The sequence below is a fragment of the Terribacillus aidingensis genome (assembly GCF_040703035.1).
Lineage (GTDB): Bacteria > Bacillota > Bacilli > Bacillales > Amphibacillaceae > Terribacillus.
The window spans coordinates 2,314,895-2,332,518 of the sequence record NZ_CP159996.1; the positions used below are offsets into that span (position 1 = coordinate 2,314,895).

Annotated in this window: 18 protein-coding genes and 2 riboswitches; of the genes, 6 read left to right on the forward strand and 12 right to left on the reverse strand. The window is 45.3% G+C overall.

All coding sequences use genetic code 11. The annotated features are described in order from the left end of the window. Positions 1-24: 24 nt before the first annotated feature. Positions 25-129, reverse strand: a riboswitch (SAM riboswitch). Positions 130-325: 196 nt separating this feature from the next. Beyond that, on the forward strand, positions 326-1,900 hold the full coding sequence (gene pckA, locus ABXS78_RS12200; protein WP_366249937.1) for a phosphoenolpyruvate carboxykinase (ATP): 1,575 nt from the start codon (positions 326-328) through the stop codon (positions 1,898-1,900). Positions 1,901-1,931: 31 nt separating this feature from the next. Here pckA and ytkD read toward each other — a convergent pair whose 3' ends face one another. Next, on the reverse strand, positions 1,932-2,408 hold the full coding sequence (ytkD, locus tag ABXS78_RS12205; protein WP_095224284.1) for an RNA deprotection pyrophosphohydrolase: 477 nt from the start codon (positions 2,406-2,408) through the stop codon (positions 1,932-1,934). A 27-nt stretch (positions 2,409-2,435) separates the two neighbouring features. After that, the gene (locus tag ABXS78_RS12210) at positions 2,436-2,951 is read right to left on the reverse strand and encodes a hypothetical protein (protein WP_095224285.1); all 516 of its coding nucleotides are present in this window, start codon (positions 2,949-2,951) and stop codon (positions 2,436-2,438) included. A 296-nt stretch (positions 2,952-3,247) separates the two neighbouring features. On the opposite strand from ABXS78_RS12210, the gene ABXS78_RS12215 reads away from it, so the two are divergent. Both ABXS78_RS12215 and ABXS78_RS12220 read left to right on the forward strand, forming a co-directional pair. Continuing rightward, positions 3,248-3,376 (forward strand): hypothetical protein, encoded by a 129-nt coding sequence (locus ABXS78_RS12215; RefSeq protein WP_366247444.1) that lies wholly within the window; start codon positions 3,248-3,250, stop codon positions 3,374-3,376. A gap of 563 nt (positions 3,377-3,939) precedes the next feature. Beyond that, the gene (locus tag ABXS78_RS12220) at positions 3,940-4,761 is read left to right on the forward strand and encodes a DUF6612 family protein (protein WP_366247445.1); all 822 of its coding nucleotides are present in this window, start codon (positions 3,940-3,942) and stop codon (positions 4,759-4,761) included. Between the two features lie 38 nt (positions 4,762-4,799). Here ABXS78_RS12220 and ABXS78_RS12225 read toward each other — a convergent pair whose 3' ends face one another. The 8 genes from ABXS78_RS12225 to ABXS78_RS12260 form a co-directional block, all read right to left on the reverse strand. Beyond that, a complete protein-coding gene (locus tag ABXS78_RS12225) occupies positions 4,800-5,552 on the reverse strand; it encodes a SurA N-terminal domain-containing protein (protein WP_366247446.1) in 753 nt (250 codons plus the stop codon). 123 nt (positions 5,553-5,675) lie between these two features. Beyond that, the gene (locus ABXS78_RS12230; protein ID WP_366249938.1) at positions 5,676-5,843 is read right to left on the reverse strand and encodes a YqaE/Pmp3 family membrane protein; all 168 of its coding nucleotides are present in this window, start codon (positions 5,841-5,843) and stop codon (positions 5,676-5,678) included. A gap of 67 nt (positions 5,844-5,910) precedes the next feature. Next, positions 5,911-7,008, reverse strand: a complete 1,098-nt coding sequence (gene menC, locus ABXS78_RS12235; protein ID WP_366247447.1) for an o-succinylbenzoate synthase — start codon at positions 7,006-7,008, stop codon at positions 5,911-5,913. Continuing rightward, complete coding sequence (locus ABXS78_RS12240) at positions 7,008-8,483, reverse strand: o-succinylbenzoate--CoA ligase (RefSeq protein ID WP_366247448.1); 1,476 nt, start codon at positions 8,481-8,483, stop codon at positions 7,008-7,010. The genes menC and ABXS78_RS12240 overlap by 1 nt, the downstream gene beginning before the upstream one ends. A 71-nt stretch (positions 8,484-8,554) precedes the next feature. After that, positions 8,555-9,373, reverse strand: coding sequence for a 1,4-dihydroxy-2-naphthoyl-CoA synthase (gene menB, locus ABXS78_RS12245; protein WP_038565044.1), 819 nt, complete (start codon positions 9,371-9,373; stop codon positions 8,555-8,557). Further along, entirely contained in the window at positions 9,373-10,188 is an 816-nt protein-coding gene (menH, locus tag ABXS78_RS12250) for a 2-succinyl-6-hydroxy-2,4-cyclohexadiene-1-carboxylate synthase (protein WP_366247449.1), read from the reverse strand. The genes menB and menH overlap by 1 nt, the downstream gene beginning before the upstream one ends. Then, a complete protein-coding gene (gene menD / locus ABXS78_RS12255) occupies positions 10,181-11,926 on the reverse strand; it encodes a 2-succinyl-5-enolpyruvyl-6-hydroxy-3-cyclohexene-1-carboxylic-acid synthase (protein ID WP_366247450.1) in 1,746 nt (581 codons plus the stop codon). Before menD ends, menH begins: the two co-directional genes overlap by 8 nt. Continuing rightward, positions 11,923-13,278, reverse strand: a complete 1,356-nt coding sequence (locus tag ABXS78_RS12260) for an isochorismate synthase (RefSeq protein WP_366247451.1) — start codon at positions 13,276-13,278, stop codon at positions 11,923-11,925. The genes menD and ABXS78_RS12260 overlap by 4 nt, the downstream gene beginning before the upstream one ends. Before the next feature lie 212 nt (positions 13,279-13,490). Here ABXS78_RS12260 and ABXS78_RS12265 point away from each other — a divergent pair, with 212 nt between their 5' ends. The 3 genes from ABXS78_RS12265 (at position 13,491) to ABXS78_RS12275 (ending at position 15,317) form a co-directional block, all read left to right on the forward strand. Then, positions 13,491-14,438 (forward strand): 1,4-dihydroxy-2-naphthoate polyprenyltransferase, encoded by a 948-nt coding sequence (locus ABXS78_RS12265; protein ID WP_175074694.1) that lies wholly within the window; start codon positions 13,491-13,493, stop codon positions 14,436-14,438. A gap of 92 nt (positions 14,439-14,530) precedes the next feature. Beyond that, complete coding sequence (locus ABXS78_RS12270) at positions 14,531-14,917, forward strand: PaaI family thioesterase (RefSeq protein ID WP_366247452.1); 387 nt, start codon at positions 14,531-14,533, stop codon at positions 14,915-14,917. Between the two features lie 16 nt (positions 14,918-14,933). Next, the gene (locus tag ABXS78_RS12275; protein WP_366247453.1) at positions 14,934-15,317 is read left to right on the forward strand and encodes a TraR/DksA C4-type zinc finger protein; all 384 of its coding nucleotides are present in this window, start codon (positions 14,934-14,936) and stop codon (positions 15,315-15,317) included. 205 nt (positions 15,318-15,522) lie between these two features. Here ABXS78_RS12275 and ABXS78_RS12280 read toward each other — a convergent pair whose 3' ends face one another. Both ABXS78_RS12280 and ABXS78_RS12285 read right to left on the reverse strand, forming a co-directional pair. Beyond that, a complete protein-coding gene (locus tag ABXS78_RS12280) occupies positions 15,523-16,101 on the reverse strand; it encodes an ECF transporter S component (protein WP_366247454.1) in 579 nt (192 codons plus the stop codon). A 189-nt stretch (positions 16,102-16,290) separates the two neighbouring features. Next, positions 16,291-16,436, reverse strand: a riboswitch (FMN riboswitch). A 58-nt stretch (positions 16,437-16,494) separates the two neighbouring features. After that, a complete protein-coding gene (locus ABXS78_RS12285) occupies positions 16,495-17,553 on the reverse strand; it encodes a M20/M25/M40 family metallo-hydrolase (RefSeq protein WP_366247455.1) in 1,059 nt (352 codons plus the stop codon). Positions 17,554-17,624 lie beyond the last annotated feature (71 nt).

Below are 17,624 nucleotides of genomic sequence, written 5' to 3' on the forward strand. Positions count from 1 at the left end.
TAACAGAAGGATGGCTTATTCCCTCTCTTATCGTTCAAGGTATCCCTTGCTCAGGTTGAGCACCATTTCACAAATGTGACGGTTGCCGGGTTTCTTAGGGCCTGTCCCTCCGCCTACTCTGAATAAGAGTGTTTTCCGTTCGCAACTATGTTATCGGAACAGCCTACAGAAGTCAACAAAATCATGTTAATACCAACTAAAAACCTCGGAATTATTAATCAATAAAGCATGCACTTATTGATTGCATTTTTAAATAGTATGTATTAATATTTTAATGTGTTATACTAATCAAAAATTAAAAAAAGGCGGGATCCAGATGCGAATGATGCACGCGTTAACAGCGTTAGAAGAAATGCGCTCCCAATCCAATGTAAGAAAAAACCTATCCGCGGCTCAGCTGACGGAGGCGGCATTGTCCCGCCAGGAAGCACGTCTGACAAAAACTGGTGCTCTGCGGGCTGCGACAGGAAAATATACCGGCCGCTCACCAAAAGATAAATTCATCGTCAAAGACGAGCTTTCCGAAAACAAAGTGGATTGGGGAAAAGTCAACCAGCCTATCAGCGAAGAAATATTTGAACACTTATTAGGTAAAGTCGTTGACTACCTGCAGGCACAGGAAGAAGTTTTCTCATTCCAAGGCTTTGCCGGAGCTGATGAACGCTACCACCTTCCGATACAGGTAATCAATGAATACGCTTGGCATAACCTGTTTGCCCACCAATTGTTCATCCGGCCTAATGAAGAAGAGCTGGCTGCACATAAACCTGCATTCACTGTCATCTCTGCTCCTGGTGTGAAAGCAGATCCGCTAGTCGATGGCACTAATTCAGAAGCATTTGTAATCGTCTCTTTCAAACAGCGCGTAATCGTGATAGGCGGTACAGAATATGCTGGGGAAATGAAGAAATCCATTTTCTCCGTAATGAATTTTCTCCTGCCGCAGCAGGAGATCCTTCCGATGCACTGCTCTGCCAACGTCGGACCGGATGGTGATACAGCCCTCTTCTTCGGTTTATCCGGAACAGGTAAGACGACACTATCAGCTGATCCGAACAGACCTTTGATCGGGGATGACGAACACGGCTGGTCACCTGATGGTATCTTCAATATCGAAGGCGGCTGTTACGCTAAGTGCATCAATCTTTCCGCTGAAAAAGAGCCGGAAATTCATGGTGCCATCAAATTTGGTACGATTCTTGAAAATGTAGCAGTTGATGAAGCTGGTGTTTGTGATTATGAAGATGGATCTGTTACGGAAAACACACGTGCAGCTTACCCGATTGACTACATCAAGGGCAGCCTGCCGAAGAGCTTGGCAGGTCATCCAAAGACAATCGTCTTCCTGACAGCAGATGCGACCGGCGTCCTGCCGCCAATCAGTAAACTGACAACTGAACAGGCAATGTATCACTTCCTTAGCGGCTATACGAGCAAGCTTGCCGGAACAGAGCGAGGCGTCACAGAACCTGAAGCAACATTCTCGACTTGCTTTGGTGCTCCATTCCTGCCGCTGGCACCTTCTGTTTATGCTGATATGCTCGGAGAAAAAATCAGTGAGCATCAAGCTGAGGTATATCTAGTCAATACCGGCTGGACGGGTGGAGATTATCACTCCGGTTCCCGAATGAAGCTTGCCTTTACAAGAGCGATGGTTCAGGCTGCTCTCAGCGGAGAACTGCATGATACAGAGACTACGCAAGATCCGATCTTCGGCCTGCATGTTCCTGTTTCTATTGCAAATGTACCAGCAGAGCTGCTGATGCCGGAAAATGCATGGGAAGATAAAGCTGCTTACAAAGCGAAGGCACAAGAACTTGCAGTAAAATTCCATCAAAATTTTGCTAAATTCGATTTCATTGATGAAGCTGTCCGTCAAGCGGGACCGCTATACAGATAAAAAGAACTGCCCCACAATCGGGGCAGTTCTTTTACATTGTCTTTTCAAACTTATCTATATGGTGCAATGCACTAGGCAGCACCTTATCTTTCATCATGAAGCTGTATTCTGCATGCTGTGCCAGATGGGAAGGGAACTTCTCGACCAGTACTGGTCCATATGTTTCCAAGTAATTGGATTTCTTTTTCAGTTCCGAGATGATGGCATAATAGACATTCTTTACGATATGTCCAGCCTTGCCAGCTACAAAGTACTGACCGACATACTTCAGCTGCTGAACCACACCGCCAGTCTCCTCCATTACCTCCCGCAAAGCAGCGTGCTCAGCGGTTTCTCCTTTTTCCACCTTGCCGCCTGGGAACTCCAATCCCCGATCCTTATGACGAGTGAGCAGCCATTTGCTGCCGTATCGGCAAATCACCCACACATGTTTAGGCTGATCAGAAAATGGATGATCGGCAAAAGACATCTTCACTTCATTATTGTAGTAATCTCTGAACGTAATCATCTTCCCACTGCCTTCTTCACATCAAACCTACAAGTATTTGACTGCTGCTATCTTCCAGCCTCCGTCATACAAGAATTTGATCTCGATTGTATAGTTACCGTGCAAATCATCGGTATTGCTTTGTGTAATTGTAACATACTTATCGGAGTCTGTTTCCACTTTGTATGAATTATCAGGATTGAACCAAGCAGGTGTCTCCGTTGGCAAAATATACAAGCCATCCGCTTCCTCTGTGAAATAGAAATCGACAATCGGCCCGCTTACATCTCTAGTAGCCACTTCGTCAAAACTTTTTAGCAAATCTTCCTTAGTACTATAATTTAGAACTTTGTAATTTGTATCAATGTCCTGTGTGACTTTATCCATAAATGCATCTGTCAGTTGTACTATTTGTTCTTTATTCAGTTCCGCCTTCTCGACAGTCTCATTTTTTTCAGCTGTAACTGCAGATATATTGTCTGTTTGGTATGATAGCGCGAATGTAAATGGGACTAGGAGCATGATAATTGCAGCTATTGCTTTTTTCCAAGTTGGTTGAAGCATAAATAGTCCTCCTTATGTAGTCATGTTATAGGTATTCCTCATCTGTAAGCATTTAAAACCCTGAATGTTTGTAGGATTTTCATACTGTTTGTCGCCATCTGACACTTAACTTCAATTTAGTATTCAAACGCTATATTTGAAAAAGTGTTGTTCCTAAAAAGAATGCGCGCCTAATTTGTAAAATAAAGGGAATGACATATGAATTACAAATGGCTTGATGAAGAATTACATACTACACGCTTAACTCAAAATCCTTTCTAATATCTGGCCAACAAAATTATATTGGATGGTTATTCTTGAAGAAGCACTGGTATCTAAGTTTGTTTATACTAGTCAGCCACCACTATTTCCAATCCTGTGGTGCAGATGATTCTTCCAGTGAAGCAGAAGCGGATCAGAATAAAACAATTCGGCTGATGATATAAAGTTTCGAAAACTTATCTATGCAGCTTACATCGATAAAGCCTCTCACTTGCCACAATACATAAATTTACAGATGGTAATAGATGCTTCTGCAGACGGAGAGTCAGCTGCGATTGATATCGATCAGCTATAACATAGGAAGACTCCAATCGTATGGAACCGATTCAGATACTGCCGAAGCTCGAAATACCCCGGACATAACAGCTTACACATCCTCTGACTTCTAATGTATCCAGACTTCGTTTAGATGCCAGCTTTATAATGACGTGAGTATTAACAACTGCTGTTCCCTAAAGTAAGTATTTAACCTGACTCTAGTGCTGACGTCTCACTCCTCATCTAGGTATTATGCTTCCCTTTTGTAATCATTTCCAAAAAAATCGTAGTTACTTATTACTGAATGTAGAATTTTGTAGGAAATTGTGAAGCAAATTCATGTAAAATACGTAATGAATTGATAAGCTTTCCATACGGACTAATTTTTTACATCTATTGTAATAAGACATACTCCGTTTGTAATAAGGTAACGGGGTCCGTGAAAAGCAAATTATTTTGGAGGGATTAGATGAAATCGGTAAAACACCTTGGCTGGTTAGTATTAGCACTGGCTCTATTCTTGACTGGATGCGGAACAGACAGCGCTTCTACAGATGCGGAAGGCAAAGAAAAGAAAGGCCCGACGCCGGAAGAAATCCTGCAAAAATCCGCCGAAGCCAATGAAAACTTGAATAGCTATGATATGGATATGACAATGGATATGGACGTTAAAGCTTCTGGAATGGATCAATCCATGACTACAACAGCAGACGGTACTATCGTGATGGATCCACTTTCCTCAAAACTCAGCATGGATTCCATGGGACAGCAATTCGATATGTACATCCAGGACAATATGATTTATATGTATGAGCCAGCATCCGATATGTGGATGAAGATGGATGCTGAATCAGAGATCGGCGCTTCACTTGGAACCGATCAGGTTGCACAGCCTTTGGATGAGCAGATCCAGCAAGTTAAAGATTTGGCAGAAAGTATCAAAGTATCCGAAACGGATACGGAGTATGTACTTGATGTTGTAGTAGCAGAAGATAAGATGATGAGTTTTATGGAAGAACAGATGGGTGCAGCAGGCGAAAGCCTCGAGAGCATGGGTAACTTTACTTTTGATAAGTTCAATTACACGATCTCCATCGATAAAGAGACAAATTATCCGAAGAATATCAAATTGGATATGGTCATGAAGATGGAAGAAGCCGGTGACGAAGCGACCGTCAATGCATTGATGGATATGAATTACGAAAACTACAATGCAGCAGACAGCATCGAAATTCCAGCTGAAGCAGATAGCGCAGTAGACATCTCTGATCAACCAGCTGCAACTTACTAAACAAGAAAGGCACCAGGATACCCTGGTGCCTTTTCACTTTAAATATTATATTTCACATCTGCATCTTTTTCGAGCTCGTCCACTTTTTCAAGCATGACTGTCTGCAGGTTCTGCTGTTCCATTGTTGCTTTCAGCTGATCTTTGATGTCATCATATTTTGGCAGGCTGTCTTCCTGTTCACTTTCTTTAGCCTGTTTTTCCATTTCTTCATAATATGTCTTCATATCGTCTTCTGTCACTTCTTTTGGTGACAGCTCTTCATCGACATATTTATTTACAAGCAAACCTTCTTTCAAACGCTGTTTGTACTCATCTTCTGTTGTACCGGCAGCTTCCAAAGCTTCCTTGAATTTGTCTTCATTTTCGAACTGTTCTTTTGCAGATTGCATTTGCTCATCCACTTCTTTATCAGAAACCTCGTAGTTTTTCTTCTCCGCTTCCTGGAAAAGCAGTTCATTTCCTACAAGACTTTTCAACACTTGGTCCTTTAGTTCCTTCGCACCATCATCAGTTGTCGGATCCTCTCCGTTTGCCTGTGATTGCTGTTGAGCAGAAGAAAGAAGTGAATTATACTCTTCGCCTTTAATCTCCGTACCGTTAACAGTCGCAACTGTCTCTTCCGGATCTACTTGCTGTTCCTCCATCTTTTTCTGCATTTCTTCCATTTGCTTTTGTGCTTCTTCCTGGTCAGCTGTGGAAGCATTGTCAGATGATTTATCCTCATCATTCCCGCATGCAGCCAATACGATAGCTAGTACCAGCATCAGGCATAGGGTTGTAATACGTTTCATAAAATAGAAACCCCTCTCTTCGTGTATGGTTACGAATGTAACATCTATTAGCTGTCAACTCAAGTATACCACGTATTTTTAGTAGAAAAGTAAGAGAAAGGCGCCCAGTTAGAGGGCGCCTTTTTAAGCATACTGTTTTTTACTATTTTTATGATCTTTCACTACCAGGGCGGCATGTACGGCTCCCGGAACGAAAAAGAAGAGCGTCAATACTAGATTAAGCAATGCTTTAAATGGCTTGCCCGTGAACAAAACGGCAACAGGCGGCAATACAATTGCCAGCAGGTACATAAACATTAGGTACTCCTCCTCTAAGCAGCATTACTATAGAAGTACCCTTATCTGCTCCCTTTGACACCTATTCGCCAGCAGATACCTCTTTGGACACGTGCAGCAAGTAATCCAAATCCACCTCTACCCCGATTCCAGGTCCATCTGGAACTTGGATGCTTCCTTGTTCCACTCGCAGCGGCTTTATCAGCAGGTCTCGGTCGAAATAGCGATCAGATCCAGACAGATCACCAGGAATTGAAAATCCAGGCAAGGAGGCAAGCGCCAGATTATGCGCCTTCGATATACCAGTTTCCACCATTCCGCCGCACCAGACCGCTAAGCCAGCTTGCTGGCATAAATCATGAATTCGGATCGCTTCCGTCAAGCCTCCTACCCTGCCTATCTTGATATTGATGGTACGGCACGCTCCCATTTCAAGAGCCTGCCACGCATCCGAAAAGCTCTCCACTGTTTCATCAAGACAAATAGGCGTGTCCATGCGCTGCTGCAAGCGATGATGTAAAATTACATCTCCAGGCAAAAATGGCTGTTCGATCATCTGTAAGTTCAAACTGTCCAATTCGGCAAGCAAGGGGATATCCTCTTCCTTGTACATCCCATTACCGTCAATCATAAGCGGCAGCTCTGGATCAATTTCCTTGACCAGCTCAATGGCCTTGCGCTCGTTATATTTTGTCACTTTCAGCTTGGCACGCTCAAAGCCTTGGCTGCGTATCATCTCTATAGTCTGTTCAAGATCATCGGACAAGCTGATGACCGCTCCTGCTTTCACTTTCGTCCTTGTACCGCCGATGCAAGAAGCGAGGCTCTTACCCTGCTGCTTCGCGTATAAATCCCATACCGCTCCTTCGACAGCAGCCTTTGCCATTTGATTGCCGACAATGCCGGCAAACAGCTGCGGAACTTCTGTCGGATGATTTAGCTTATTGGCGAATAAAAACGGAAGTAAGGATTCCTGAAGCAAGCTCCAGCTGGATGAAACTGTTTCACTCGTATAAAAAGGAGCAGCAAAAGCAACTCCCTCGCCAAAGCCAGAACGCCCATCATGATCCTGAAGCTCGACAATGATGCCTTCTCTTTCGTGCAATGCACCAGCATGAGTCGTGAAAGGCTGTTTAAGCGGCAGCGTGTATCGGAATAGACGATAGCTTCTAAGTTCCATCACGCACTCCCCTCATCTACCAGGTGCTGCAGCTTATAGCGCATCAGTTTATTACTGGCGTTACGCGGAAGCTCATCCACAAAGTGCCAGTACTTTGGAATTTTATAGCGGGCCAGTTTTTCCTGGCAATACGCCTGTAATTCATCGGCGCTCACTTCTGCACTTTTTACAAGGAATGCTACTGGTACAGATCCCCAATTCGTATCAGCTTTCCCGATGACAGCTGCCTCTTTTATGCCAGGGTGACTTGTCAAAACACCTTCCACTTCTGCAGGATAGATATTTTCACCACCGGAAATAATCAGGTCTTTCCGCCGGTCAAGCACATACAAGTATCCCTCTTTATCTGTGTAGCCAATATCTCCTGTCGCAAGCCAGCCTTCCCGGAAAGCTCCATCTGTTGCGTCTGGATTCCGATAATATCCTTTTGTAATCATAGGACCTTTCACTTGGATTTCCCCGGGCTCTTCCGGCTTGGCAAACCCGGACTCGGTCATGATGCGCAGCTGGGCAGGAACTAGTGCTTTTCCGGCAGATCCTAACTTACGAATACTATCCTCAGGGCTTAACGTCACGATTTGTGACGCAGTTTCGGTCATCCCATACGATTGGAATACAGGGATATCACGCGTTTTTGATTCCTCAAGCAAATGGAGCGGAGCAGGTCCTCCGCCCAAAAGCATGCAGCGGAATTTCTCGGGATATGTGACGCCGTCTTCCTCCTGCAGCCGCAGCAGGCGCTGAAGCATGACCGTCACAACAGAAACGATGGTCACTCCCCGCTCCATGATCGCTGTTTGTACGACTTTTTCATCGAAGCTCTCGGTCACGTATAATGGCATCCCGTAAATGGCGCTTTTGAAAATGGTCGATAATCCACCTACATGGAACATCGGCAGAGGAGACAGCCATTTATCCTCCTGTGAAAGACCGAGATTCAAGGCAGACCCTATAGCACTCCACCAGTGGTTGCCATAAGTATGCTCGACGCCTTTCGGATTGCCTGTTGTGCCGGAAGTATAGATGATAGTGAACACATCATCTAATTGCAGCTCTGTGCAGCATGTATACTCCTTTTCAGGCTGGTTGTGCAGCATTTCGATTGTCACTGAAGGAACACCAGTATCTTTTGCCTGCTTTTCAAATCTTGCCTCAGTGAGCAATAATTCAGCTTCACTATCCTGCAGCTGGAATGACCATTCAGCAGTTGTCAATCTCGTATTAAGCAGGATCAATGTTGCCCCGATATAGCTCATAGCATGGACAAGCATCACCATCTCCACACTGTTATGGGACAGCACAGCGACCCGGGATCCTTGCTTTACACCTAGCGAAGTGAGCTTCCGAGCCCGGATATCGACTGCTTTATGCAAATCACCGAATGTTATTGTCGTTCCCTCGGGCGTCTCCAAAGCTAAACGCCCTGGACTAAGATCAGCCTGCTTCTGCAGCCAATGCGGGATGATTTCCGTCATGTTACATCCATTCCTTTCTGTCATAAAGAAGAACCTTTGCAATATGCTGCAAAGGTTCTTGGTGATATCTATTAAGGGAAACGCGGGAATTTCTTGAAGTCAGGCGTGCGTTTTTCCTTGAACGCATCGCGGCCTTCCTTCGCTTCATCCGTTGTATAGTAAAGCAATGTCGCATCTCCGCCCATTTGCTGCAAACCAGCAAGTCCATCTGTATCCGCATTAAGAGAAGCTTTCAAGAAACGCAATGCTGTCGGAGACATGGAAAGCATCTCTTCACACCATTTAACTGTTTCTGCTTCAAGCTGATCCAATGGAACAACTGTGTTGACCAAGCCCATATCCAATGCTTCTTGTGCATTGTACTGACGGCATAGGAACCAGATTTCGCGAGCTTTCTTCTGGCCGATGTTACGTGCAAGAAGACCAGCGCCATAACCAGCGTCAAAGCTTCCGACACGAGGACCTGTTTGGCCAAAGATTGCGTTATCAGCAGCAATCGTCAAGTCACAGACAACATGAAGCACATGTCCGCCGCCAATTGCATAACCAGATACTTCAGCAACGACTGGTTTCGGAATAACACGAATCAAACGCTGCAAATCCAGTACATTCAAGCGAGGAATTTGATCTTCTCCTACATAGCCGCCATGACCGCGTACCTTTTGGTCACCACCGGAACAGAATGCTTTATCACCGACACCAGCAAGTACGATAACGCCGATGTTAGAGTCGTCACGTGCGTATGTAAACGCATCAATCAGTTCATTTACCGTTTGCGGACGGAACGCATTGCGAACTTCCGGACGGTTGATTGAAATTTTTGCTATTTGATTGTATTCTTCGTACAAAATATCTTCGTACGTACGGGTAGCTTCCCATGTAATTGCCATTATGATTCCTCCAATATATCCGCTTCATTATGAAGCAAGTATCTTCTTACTATTTTATCAAAGATTCGCGGTTGTTCAACATGGATGCAATGACCGGCCGATGCTACGATGTGTAATTCTGCTGCAGACAGCCGTTTTTCCATCTCCTGATTGATACCGACGAATTTATGATCCATTGATCCAGCAACTAAAACGACTGGTTTATCCAAATAGGACAGCTTGTCCCAATAGGAGTCTTGTTTGCCCGTTCCCATAGTCCGTAATGAACTTGCCAAACCGGTTGCTTGCTGCGATAAGCGTTCTTCCCTGATGATCTGCTGGATAAACTCAGGCAAGTTTTTTTGTGTATCAAAAAGCGGGATGTTCTCCCAAAAGTTTACAAACTGCTCTAAACCATCCGTTTCAAGCCGACTGGCCAGCCGTTCGTCCTGTTTTTGCCTGGCCAGCCTTTCTTCTTCTGTTCGCAGTCCGGGGGATGCACTTTCCAACAGTAGTTCACTTACTCTGTCAGGATAATGGCAGGCAAAGGCAAGTGCTGCCCTGCCTCCCATAGAATACCCGAGCAGCTTTACATCCGCAATTTCTTGTTGGACAAGAAAATCAGCAACATCATCCGTAAACCGGTCCATTGTCAGGTCATCCTGAATGGCAGTCTTACCATGGCCTGGCATATCCACAGCGATCACATGATGTTTCTCACTCCATGATTCCAGGAAAGGCAGCCACGTTTGATGCGTGCCAGTAAATCCATGAAACAGCAGGAGTGTATCTGATGCTGAATCACTGCCGCTTTCGATATAGTGAAACTTAGGCATGATCAGCATCCAAATAATCCAGCAGCTGCCGCTCAGCTTTTTGCCATATTTCACGGTGCCAGCTAACATTAGCGTCCCGCTCGGTACGCACCTCGATGATATGCATGCCCTTTTTATTATAACTCTCCTGCAAAGCACTGGAAAATGCTGCACGATCATCTGCCAGTGTATAAGGCAGCTGATATAAATGGGCTGTATGCGCAAAGTCCAAGTTCGTAGGTGTACCGAAAAGTGCCTCAAAATGAGCTGCCTCCTGCGCTTGCGGAAGGAAGGAGAAGATACCTCCGCCATTATTGTTGATCACAACAATGGTGAGATCCAGATCATAATTGCGGCCTAGCATCAGCCCGTTCATATCGTGATAGAAGGAAAGATCCCCGATTACGAGTGTAGTGCGCTTACCGCTGGCAGCAACACCCAATGCTGTGGAAACAACACCATCGATACCATTTGTTCCGCGGTTGCACCATGGCTGTATTCCTTTATCTGTTGCAAAGAAGAAGCTGTCCAAATCACGGATCGGCATACTGTTACCAACGAACACATGACTATCCTCCGGTGTTTCACGCAGCATGTCCTGCACAGCTATTCCCTCAGTCAGCTCTTTTGTTTCCATATCATTATGCAATACGTCCTGCGCGATGCGGTTCATTTCCTGCCATGTTGGCAGCCATGTTTCCCTCTTAACGGCAGGAATTAATGCTAACGACATACAAAGCTTAGCCGGATCAGCATAAATAAATTGCGTGTTCACCCCGACTGGTTCACGGTAGCCTGCGTGTTTTTCTACTACAATATGGTTATTGCCAGTATATTCTTTCATAAGAAATAGATATGGCTTGGAAACAGGCATAGCACCAAACCGGATAATAAAGTCTGGCTGCAGCTTTGCACGTACTGATTCCGATTTCAGGATCGTATCATATGTTTCAATAATAACATCCTTCGCATGTGCACCGCTTCGTAATTGCGATAACGGATCTGCCAGGATTGGCAGCTGCCACTTCTCCGCAAAATCAACGACTGCATCAGCAAATCCTTTATCCTCCTGCGGACCGACTACGATCAAGCCTTTTTTAGAGGTTTCAAGTATTTCCGCAAACTGCTGTACAAGGGTTGCGTCCAATTGTGCTGATCCATACAGAGCAGGCTTTACAGCTGTTTCTCCTGAGGACCATATGTTCTCAATGGTAAAATCAGGTGTAAGCGGCTCGCGGAACGGAAAATTAAGATGCACTGGACCTGGATTTCCTTCCAATGCCTGCTGCATCGCTCTGCCCGCTTGCTGCTGTACATATCGCAGTGCTGCCGGATTCGATTCGGGCAGCATCATCTCATGGAACCATTTGACGAAGCCGCCATACATCTGGATTTGATTGATGGCCTGCGGCGCACCTACATCCCGCAGTTCATGCGGGCGGTCAGCTGTCAAAAGAATCAATGGGATACGACTGTAAAAAGCCTCGACAACTGCAGGCATATAGTTCGCTGCAGCAGTACCTGATGTGCAGACAAGCGCTACCGGCTTTTGGCTTTCTTTCGCAAGACCGAGCGCGAAGAAAGCAGCGGAACGCTCATCCAGATTCACCCATTGTTTCATTTGTGGATGCTCGGTCATCATAAGAGCTAAGGGTGTAGAACGAGAACCAGGAGAAATAACGACCTGCTCCACACCGCTTCGCCAAAGTGCGTCCACAAAATGTCCAACATATTTGGTCAATGTTTCAATATGACTCATTCTGATACCTCCAAAGCTTCCAGCATCGGACGGAATTTGATTGCCGTCTCTTCGAATTCCATATCTGGATCTGAATCCTTCACGACACCACAGCCTGCAAATAGCACAGCCTGCTTCCCGTTCAGCAGACCAGAACGGATAGCAACGGCTGTATCACCATTACGATAGCTGTCCATCCAGCCTACCGGCGCACCGTACCAGCCTCGTTCAAGTGGTTCTTTCTTTTCAATGAAATCCAATGCTTCCTGCTTTGGCAAACCGCCCAGTGCAGGTGTTGGATGCAGTTCCTGTACAATCTGCTGCAGCGAGGCTCCAGGCATGAGTGTGGCAGAAACTGGAGTATGCAAGTGCTGAAGCTGCCGCAGTTTCAATAGCTGCGGTCCCTCAGGTACAAGCAAGTCCTTGCTGTATTTGCTGATTACATCGGTAATCATCTTCACAACGTATTGATGTTCTTCACGATTTTTACTATCTTGCAGCAGCGCATTTCCGATCACTTTATCATCTGTCTCATTTTTACCGCGCGGAGCAGTTCCAGCGACACAGCTTGTATGCAGTGTGCCAGACTCAACACGCACCAGACGCTCCGGCGTTGCCCCAAGGAAACATGCTGAGCCATTTTCGACAGCAAAAATAAAACTGTCCTTTTGGGAGTCCAGCAAATTCCGAAGCACACCCGCTGCCTGAAGCTTTTCTTCAAATACAAGTTTCATCGCCCGTGCCAGTACGACTTTATCCAATTCAGTCGACTTTATTGTGTCCGTTGCTTCTTTAATTAATCGCTTCCACGCTTGTGACTCAAGCTCTTCTTTACTTATGAGCTCAGTCTGCAGTACAGGAATATCATTTTCAGAGAACAGCTGCTCAAGCTGCTCAAGTATACTTGTGATTTGACTCTCGATATTTGAGCTGTCCACTAATTGATTGATGGTTACATAATATTCTTTTTCCGTTTTGGTCAAAGTAAAAGCAGGTATGCGATATTGTGTGTCAGGAAAGTCCTGCCACAGCTCACGTTCGCGCTCCTGCTGAAAGTTCATTCCACTGAAAGCAACAGGGCCTGTTCCAGCTATCGCAGAAAGATTGTGAACAACTGCACTTTCTATAACATGCTCCCATTCTTCAGCAGTGCGCATATCCAATATTGCTGGTCCTGCACCAACCAAGCAAAAATCATCTTTTTGGCTGTACCAGAAATGGCGGTTTCCTTCCAAAGAGGAACCGTTAGCAAAGAAACGGAGAGGATCTATCGCTCCGACTTTCTCAGTCCAGCTGACAAGTATTTGCTGTTGCTGCTTAACAGCAGCTTTTCGAAGAAAAGACTCGAAATCTGTCTTATATTGTTGAATCATATTTTCCGACCTCCACATTACTGCAAGGACAATTAAGTTCGTTTACGTTCATTTTCTGATGTCCTTCCCTATTCTATTCCCTTTTTCGCCGATAAACAAGGAGTAGCACTTGATAACTTATTTTAAGTAAGCAATTAGCGTTGACATGCTATCTTTGTTTCCCTAAAATTAATATGATATAATGCCCTGCATTTTTAAGGAGAGAAAGTATTATGCAATCCATCGGTAACGATAACGTGCGACAAGCACTTAATGAGCGCGAAGGCTTCCAAATTTGGTGGCGTCTCATGCGTCCTCATACTTTGACAGCTTCCTTCGTGCCTGTCTTTATAGGAACAATGCTTGCTGCATTGGACGGCAAGATCAACTGGCTGCTTTTCGGAGCTATGCTGCTTGCTTGTATGCTCATTCAATGTGCGACAAATATGTTCAATGAGTATTATGATTTTGTACGCGGACTGGATAATGAACAGTCTGTCGGAATCGGCGGTACGATCGTACGTGACGGTATCAAGCCGAAAACCGTTTTGTCACTTGCACTGACATTCTATGCTATCAGCATGCTGTTAGGCGTGTATATTTGCATGGAATCCAGCTGGTATATCGCCTTAATAGGACTGGCATGTATGCTTTGCGGTTATTTGTATACAGGAGGTCCATATCCGATTTCCTATACACCTTTTGGTGAATTGACATCTGGCGTTTTTATGGGTGCTATCATCATCTGCATCACCTATTACATTCAGACGTTGACGCTTACTGGAGACGTCGTATTGATCAGTATCCCAGTGACTATTTTCATCGCGTGTATCAATTTTGCCAATAACCTGCGTGACCATGATGGGGACAAAGTGAACGGCAGAAGAACAGTAGCTATCCTGCTCGGACGTAAAAAAGGTGTTACCTTCCTTGGTATTTGTTTCATTGTCAGCTATGTTATTACTGCTGTGTTCATTGCTGTAGGATTACTTCCAATTTGGGCTGTCATTACTTTCCTGAGCATTAAAAAAGCCCGTGATGCTTACCGCGGTTTCATCGGCAAGACAATGCCGCTTGAGATGATGCCTGCAATGAAAGCAACGGGACAAACGAATACGATTTATGGTTTATTGCTTGTGATTGCTTTACTGATCCAGCAATTCGTACCACTTTCATTCTAATTATAGAAGCGGGCATCCTGCCCGCTTTTTTATATAGGTTTAATACAGCCTAGTACGGGAAATACATTACATACAGAAAGCAGGTTACTATTATGGACTTCTCAGATACATTAATGGAGCAGCTGCAAATGCGGGTGGTCGAAGCAAGCAAGGATCAGGTTGTGATGGAAATGCCCGTCGGGCCGCATAACCGGCAGCCAATGGGTTTCTTGCACGGAGGCGCCAGCGTAGCTCTGGCAGAGACAGCAGCAAGTATCGGCGGCAACCTGCACGCAGACCCATCAACACAGGCTGTGTTTGGACTGGAGATCAATGCAAACCATATTCGCAGTGTCCGGTCCGGTATCGTAACTGCGGTCGCTTCTCCGATTCATATTGGAAAATCGACGATGGTATGGCAAATAACGATTTCAGATGAGAATAAGGACCTGCTCTCTATCGCCCGCTGTACGCTGGCCGTGAAAACGAAAAGGCAATAAAGGAGATGGATTGAAAATGGATAAAAATAAATTGGATTATTTCCGCAAGCAATTGCTTGCAATGAAGGAAGAAGCAGAGGAACAAATGAAAGGGAATGACAGCTATAACAGCGCCAAGGAATTCCCTAATGATTCTACCGGGGAACTCTCGACAATCGTCAATCATCCAGGCGACCTTGGCACGGAGATGCATGACCGTGAGACAGCCGAAACATTGAAAGAAGTTGCACGTGAACGACTTCGCGATATTGAAGATGCACTAGATCGAATCGAAGAAGGCACTTACGGAGTAAGTGAGAAATCAGGCGAACCTATTCCGGAGGAGCGGCTGAAGGCTGAACCGACTGCCCGTTTACTTGTAGATGAACAAGCTGAATTAGAAGAAGCCAGAAGAGCTTAAAAAAGAGCATAAGAAAAGGCACCCTCGCAGGGTGCCTTTGTTAATTGCGGCGTATAAAGCCGTGCGGCCACATCCGCACGTGTCTAAGACGCGCTTTACCGACTTATGCAATTCAGCTCATCGCTAGACTATTGTAGCATGGACTACCCTTCTTTGCAACAACTGTTTTTAGGTCATAAAAAAAGCTCCCAACCGGGAGCTTCTCTTATGCTGCAGCTGTTCTTTTACGCTTCGCAAACCAAGGTTTCAATTTTGCAAATAGCGGTACGAAGACAATCGCAATGATGATACCTTTCAAAAGATTAAACGGCAGGATACCAGCAATGACTGCTGCCCATTTTGCATCAGCGCTCATTACAGGAGATCCTAAGAAGATGCTATATAACGGCAGGACAACAAAGTAATTCAACACACCCATTCCGACTGCCATGGTAACTGTACCCGTAGCCAATCCTGAAATAAGTGTTTTCTTGCCTGCTTTGAATTTATGATAAAAGTATGCTACCGGCATTACGAAAAGCATGCCTGCCAGGAAATTCGCTACGACGCCAACCGGGTCACCAGCACCTGTAAAGATAAGATATAATAAGTTCTTGATTGCCTCGACAGCAACACCTGCAAGTGGTGAAAACAGCAGTGCTGCAATCAGTACCGGAATTTCACTGAAGTCTATCTTCAAGTAAGGCGGCAGGAATGGAAGCGGGAAATTCAGCAGCATGAGCACCATGCTGATCGCTCCCAATAAAGCGAAAGTGATTGTTTTAGTTAACTTGGATGAACGCATAATCGTTCTCCTCCTTCATCTTGTTTATCGATTCTAACTCTTGATGAAGGGGAAGCTGCCTATCTACGTTAAAAAGCCCCGGAGCATAATGCTCTGGGGCTTGGAATATACGCAAATAAGCATGAAGATGTTAAACATACGGATACCGTATGGAAACAAGGATAGCCCGTTCGGCATCCCTCTTCTGCTTCGTATCTTCTCCCATCCAGACTTTCACTGTCGGTCCCGGACTTGCACCGGATCAGCCGCAGAACTACGTTCTGCGGGTCACGGACTTCAGCAGTTTTCCTGCTGTCACCGTCGGTCGGGAATTGCACCCTGCCCCGAAGATAGAATCGATTTAGTTTTGTTATTATATTATAACTGCTTTCTGCGCATTTGCAACCCCTATGCTCACAGATCCAATGGATTCAAGCTTTCTTCACCTGTAAGGTTTATCAGGAATTTTACCAATAGATCGATTTCCTGCTGGATGACCTGCAAACTTACTGTTTCTACCGGAGAGTGCATATAGCGAAGCGGCAAGGATACGAGCGCAGTCGACACACCTTTACCTGTATAGCGCATCTTATCTGCGTCCGTACCGGTGATTCGCGGCGTCAATTCGTATTGCAGCGGAATGTCCAGTTCCTTCGCTGCTTGCTCCAGCAAAAGATTTGCTTTACGGTTGATAGGTGCGCCTTTCGCCAGCACGGGACCCCCGTCCAAGCTGACATCCACTGCTTTACGCTTATTGACACCTGGATGGTCAGTCGCAAATGTAACGTCACAGGCAATCGCTAAATCCGGCTGGATTCCAGCTGCTGCGAAGTACGCACCTCCCATATTCGTTTCTTCATTCACTGTGCTGACTGCATATACGCCAACATTGACGTTCTCTTGCTTAAGCCGTCGGACAACTTCTCCTACGATGAATGAACCTGTACGGTTATCCAAACCTCGCCCAGTAACATAACGATCCATCAGCACTGATGGCTGCCGCTGGTACACGATCAAGTCACCTACTTGCACGTATTGCTCCATTTCCTGTTTAGACTTAGCTCCGCAATCAATATACAGATCTGGCAGTTCAAAGTCTCCCTTTACGCCTCCGAGATGCATCGCATTTACACCTACGACACCTGGAATCGTCTTGTTATAGCCTATGACCTGTACGGTCATACCGAGTGCAGCTTTTGCATTGAAGCGTCCCATTTCATCAATCTGCAGGAAACCGTTCTGGTCTATCCCCGTTACGACCATCGCAATTTCATCACAATGACCAGCAAGCAGCACTTTGAATTCTGCATCTGGATTCACTACTGCAATGGCATTACCTGACACATCTGTACGCATCTCATCTGCGTATGGAGCATATTCCTTCATCCACTTCTTCTGTATATCCATTTCATAGCTGGACGGAGATGCCGTCCGCAGCAGCTCCATTAAAAATCCCTGATTCTCTAGTTGCATATCTATCCGCCTTTTTATGTAGTCTTCTATCACTGTAGCATATTCAGAGGCTTATTTGTTTAGTTTATCCT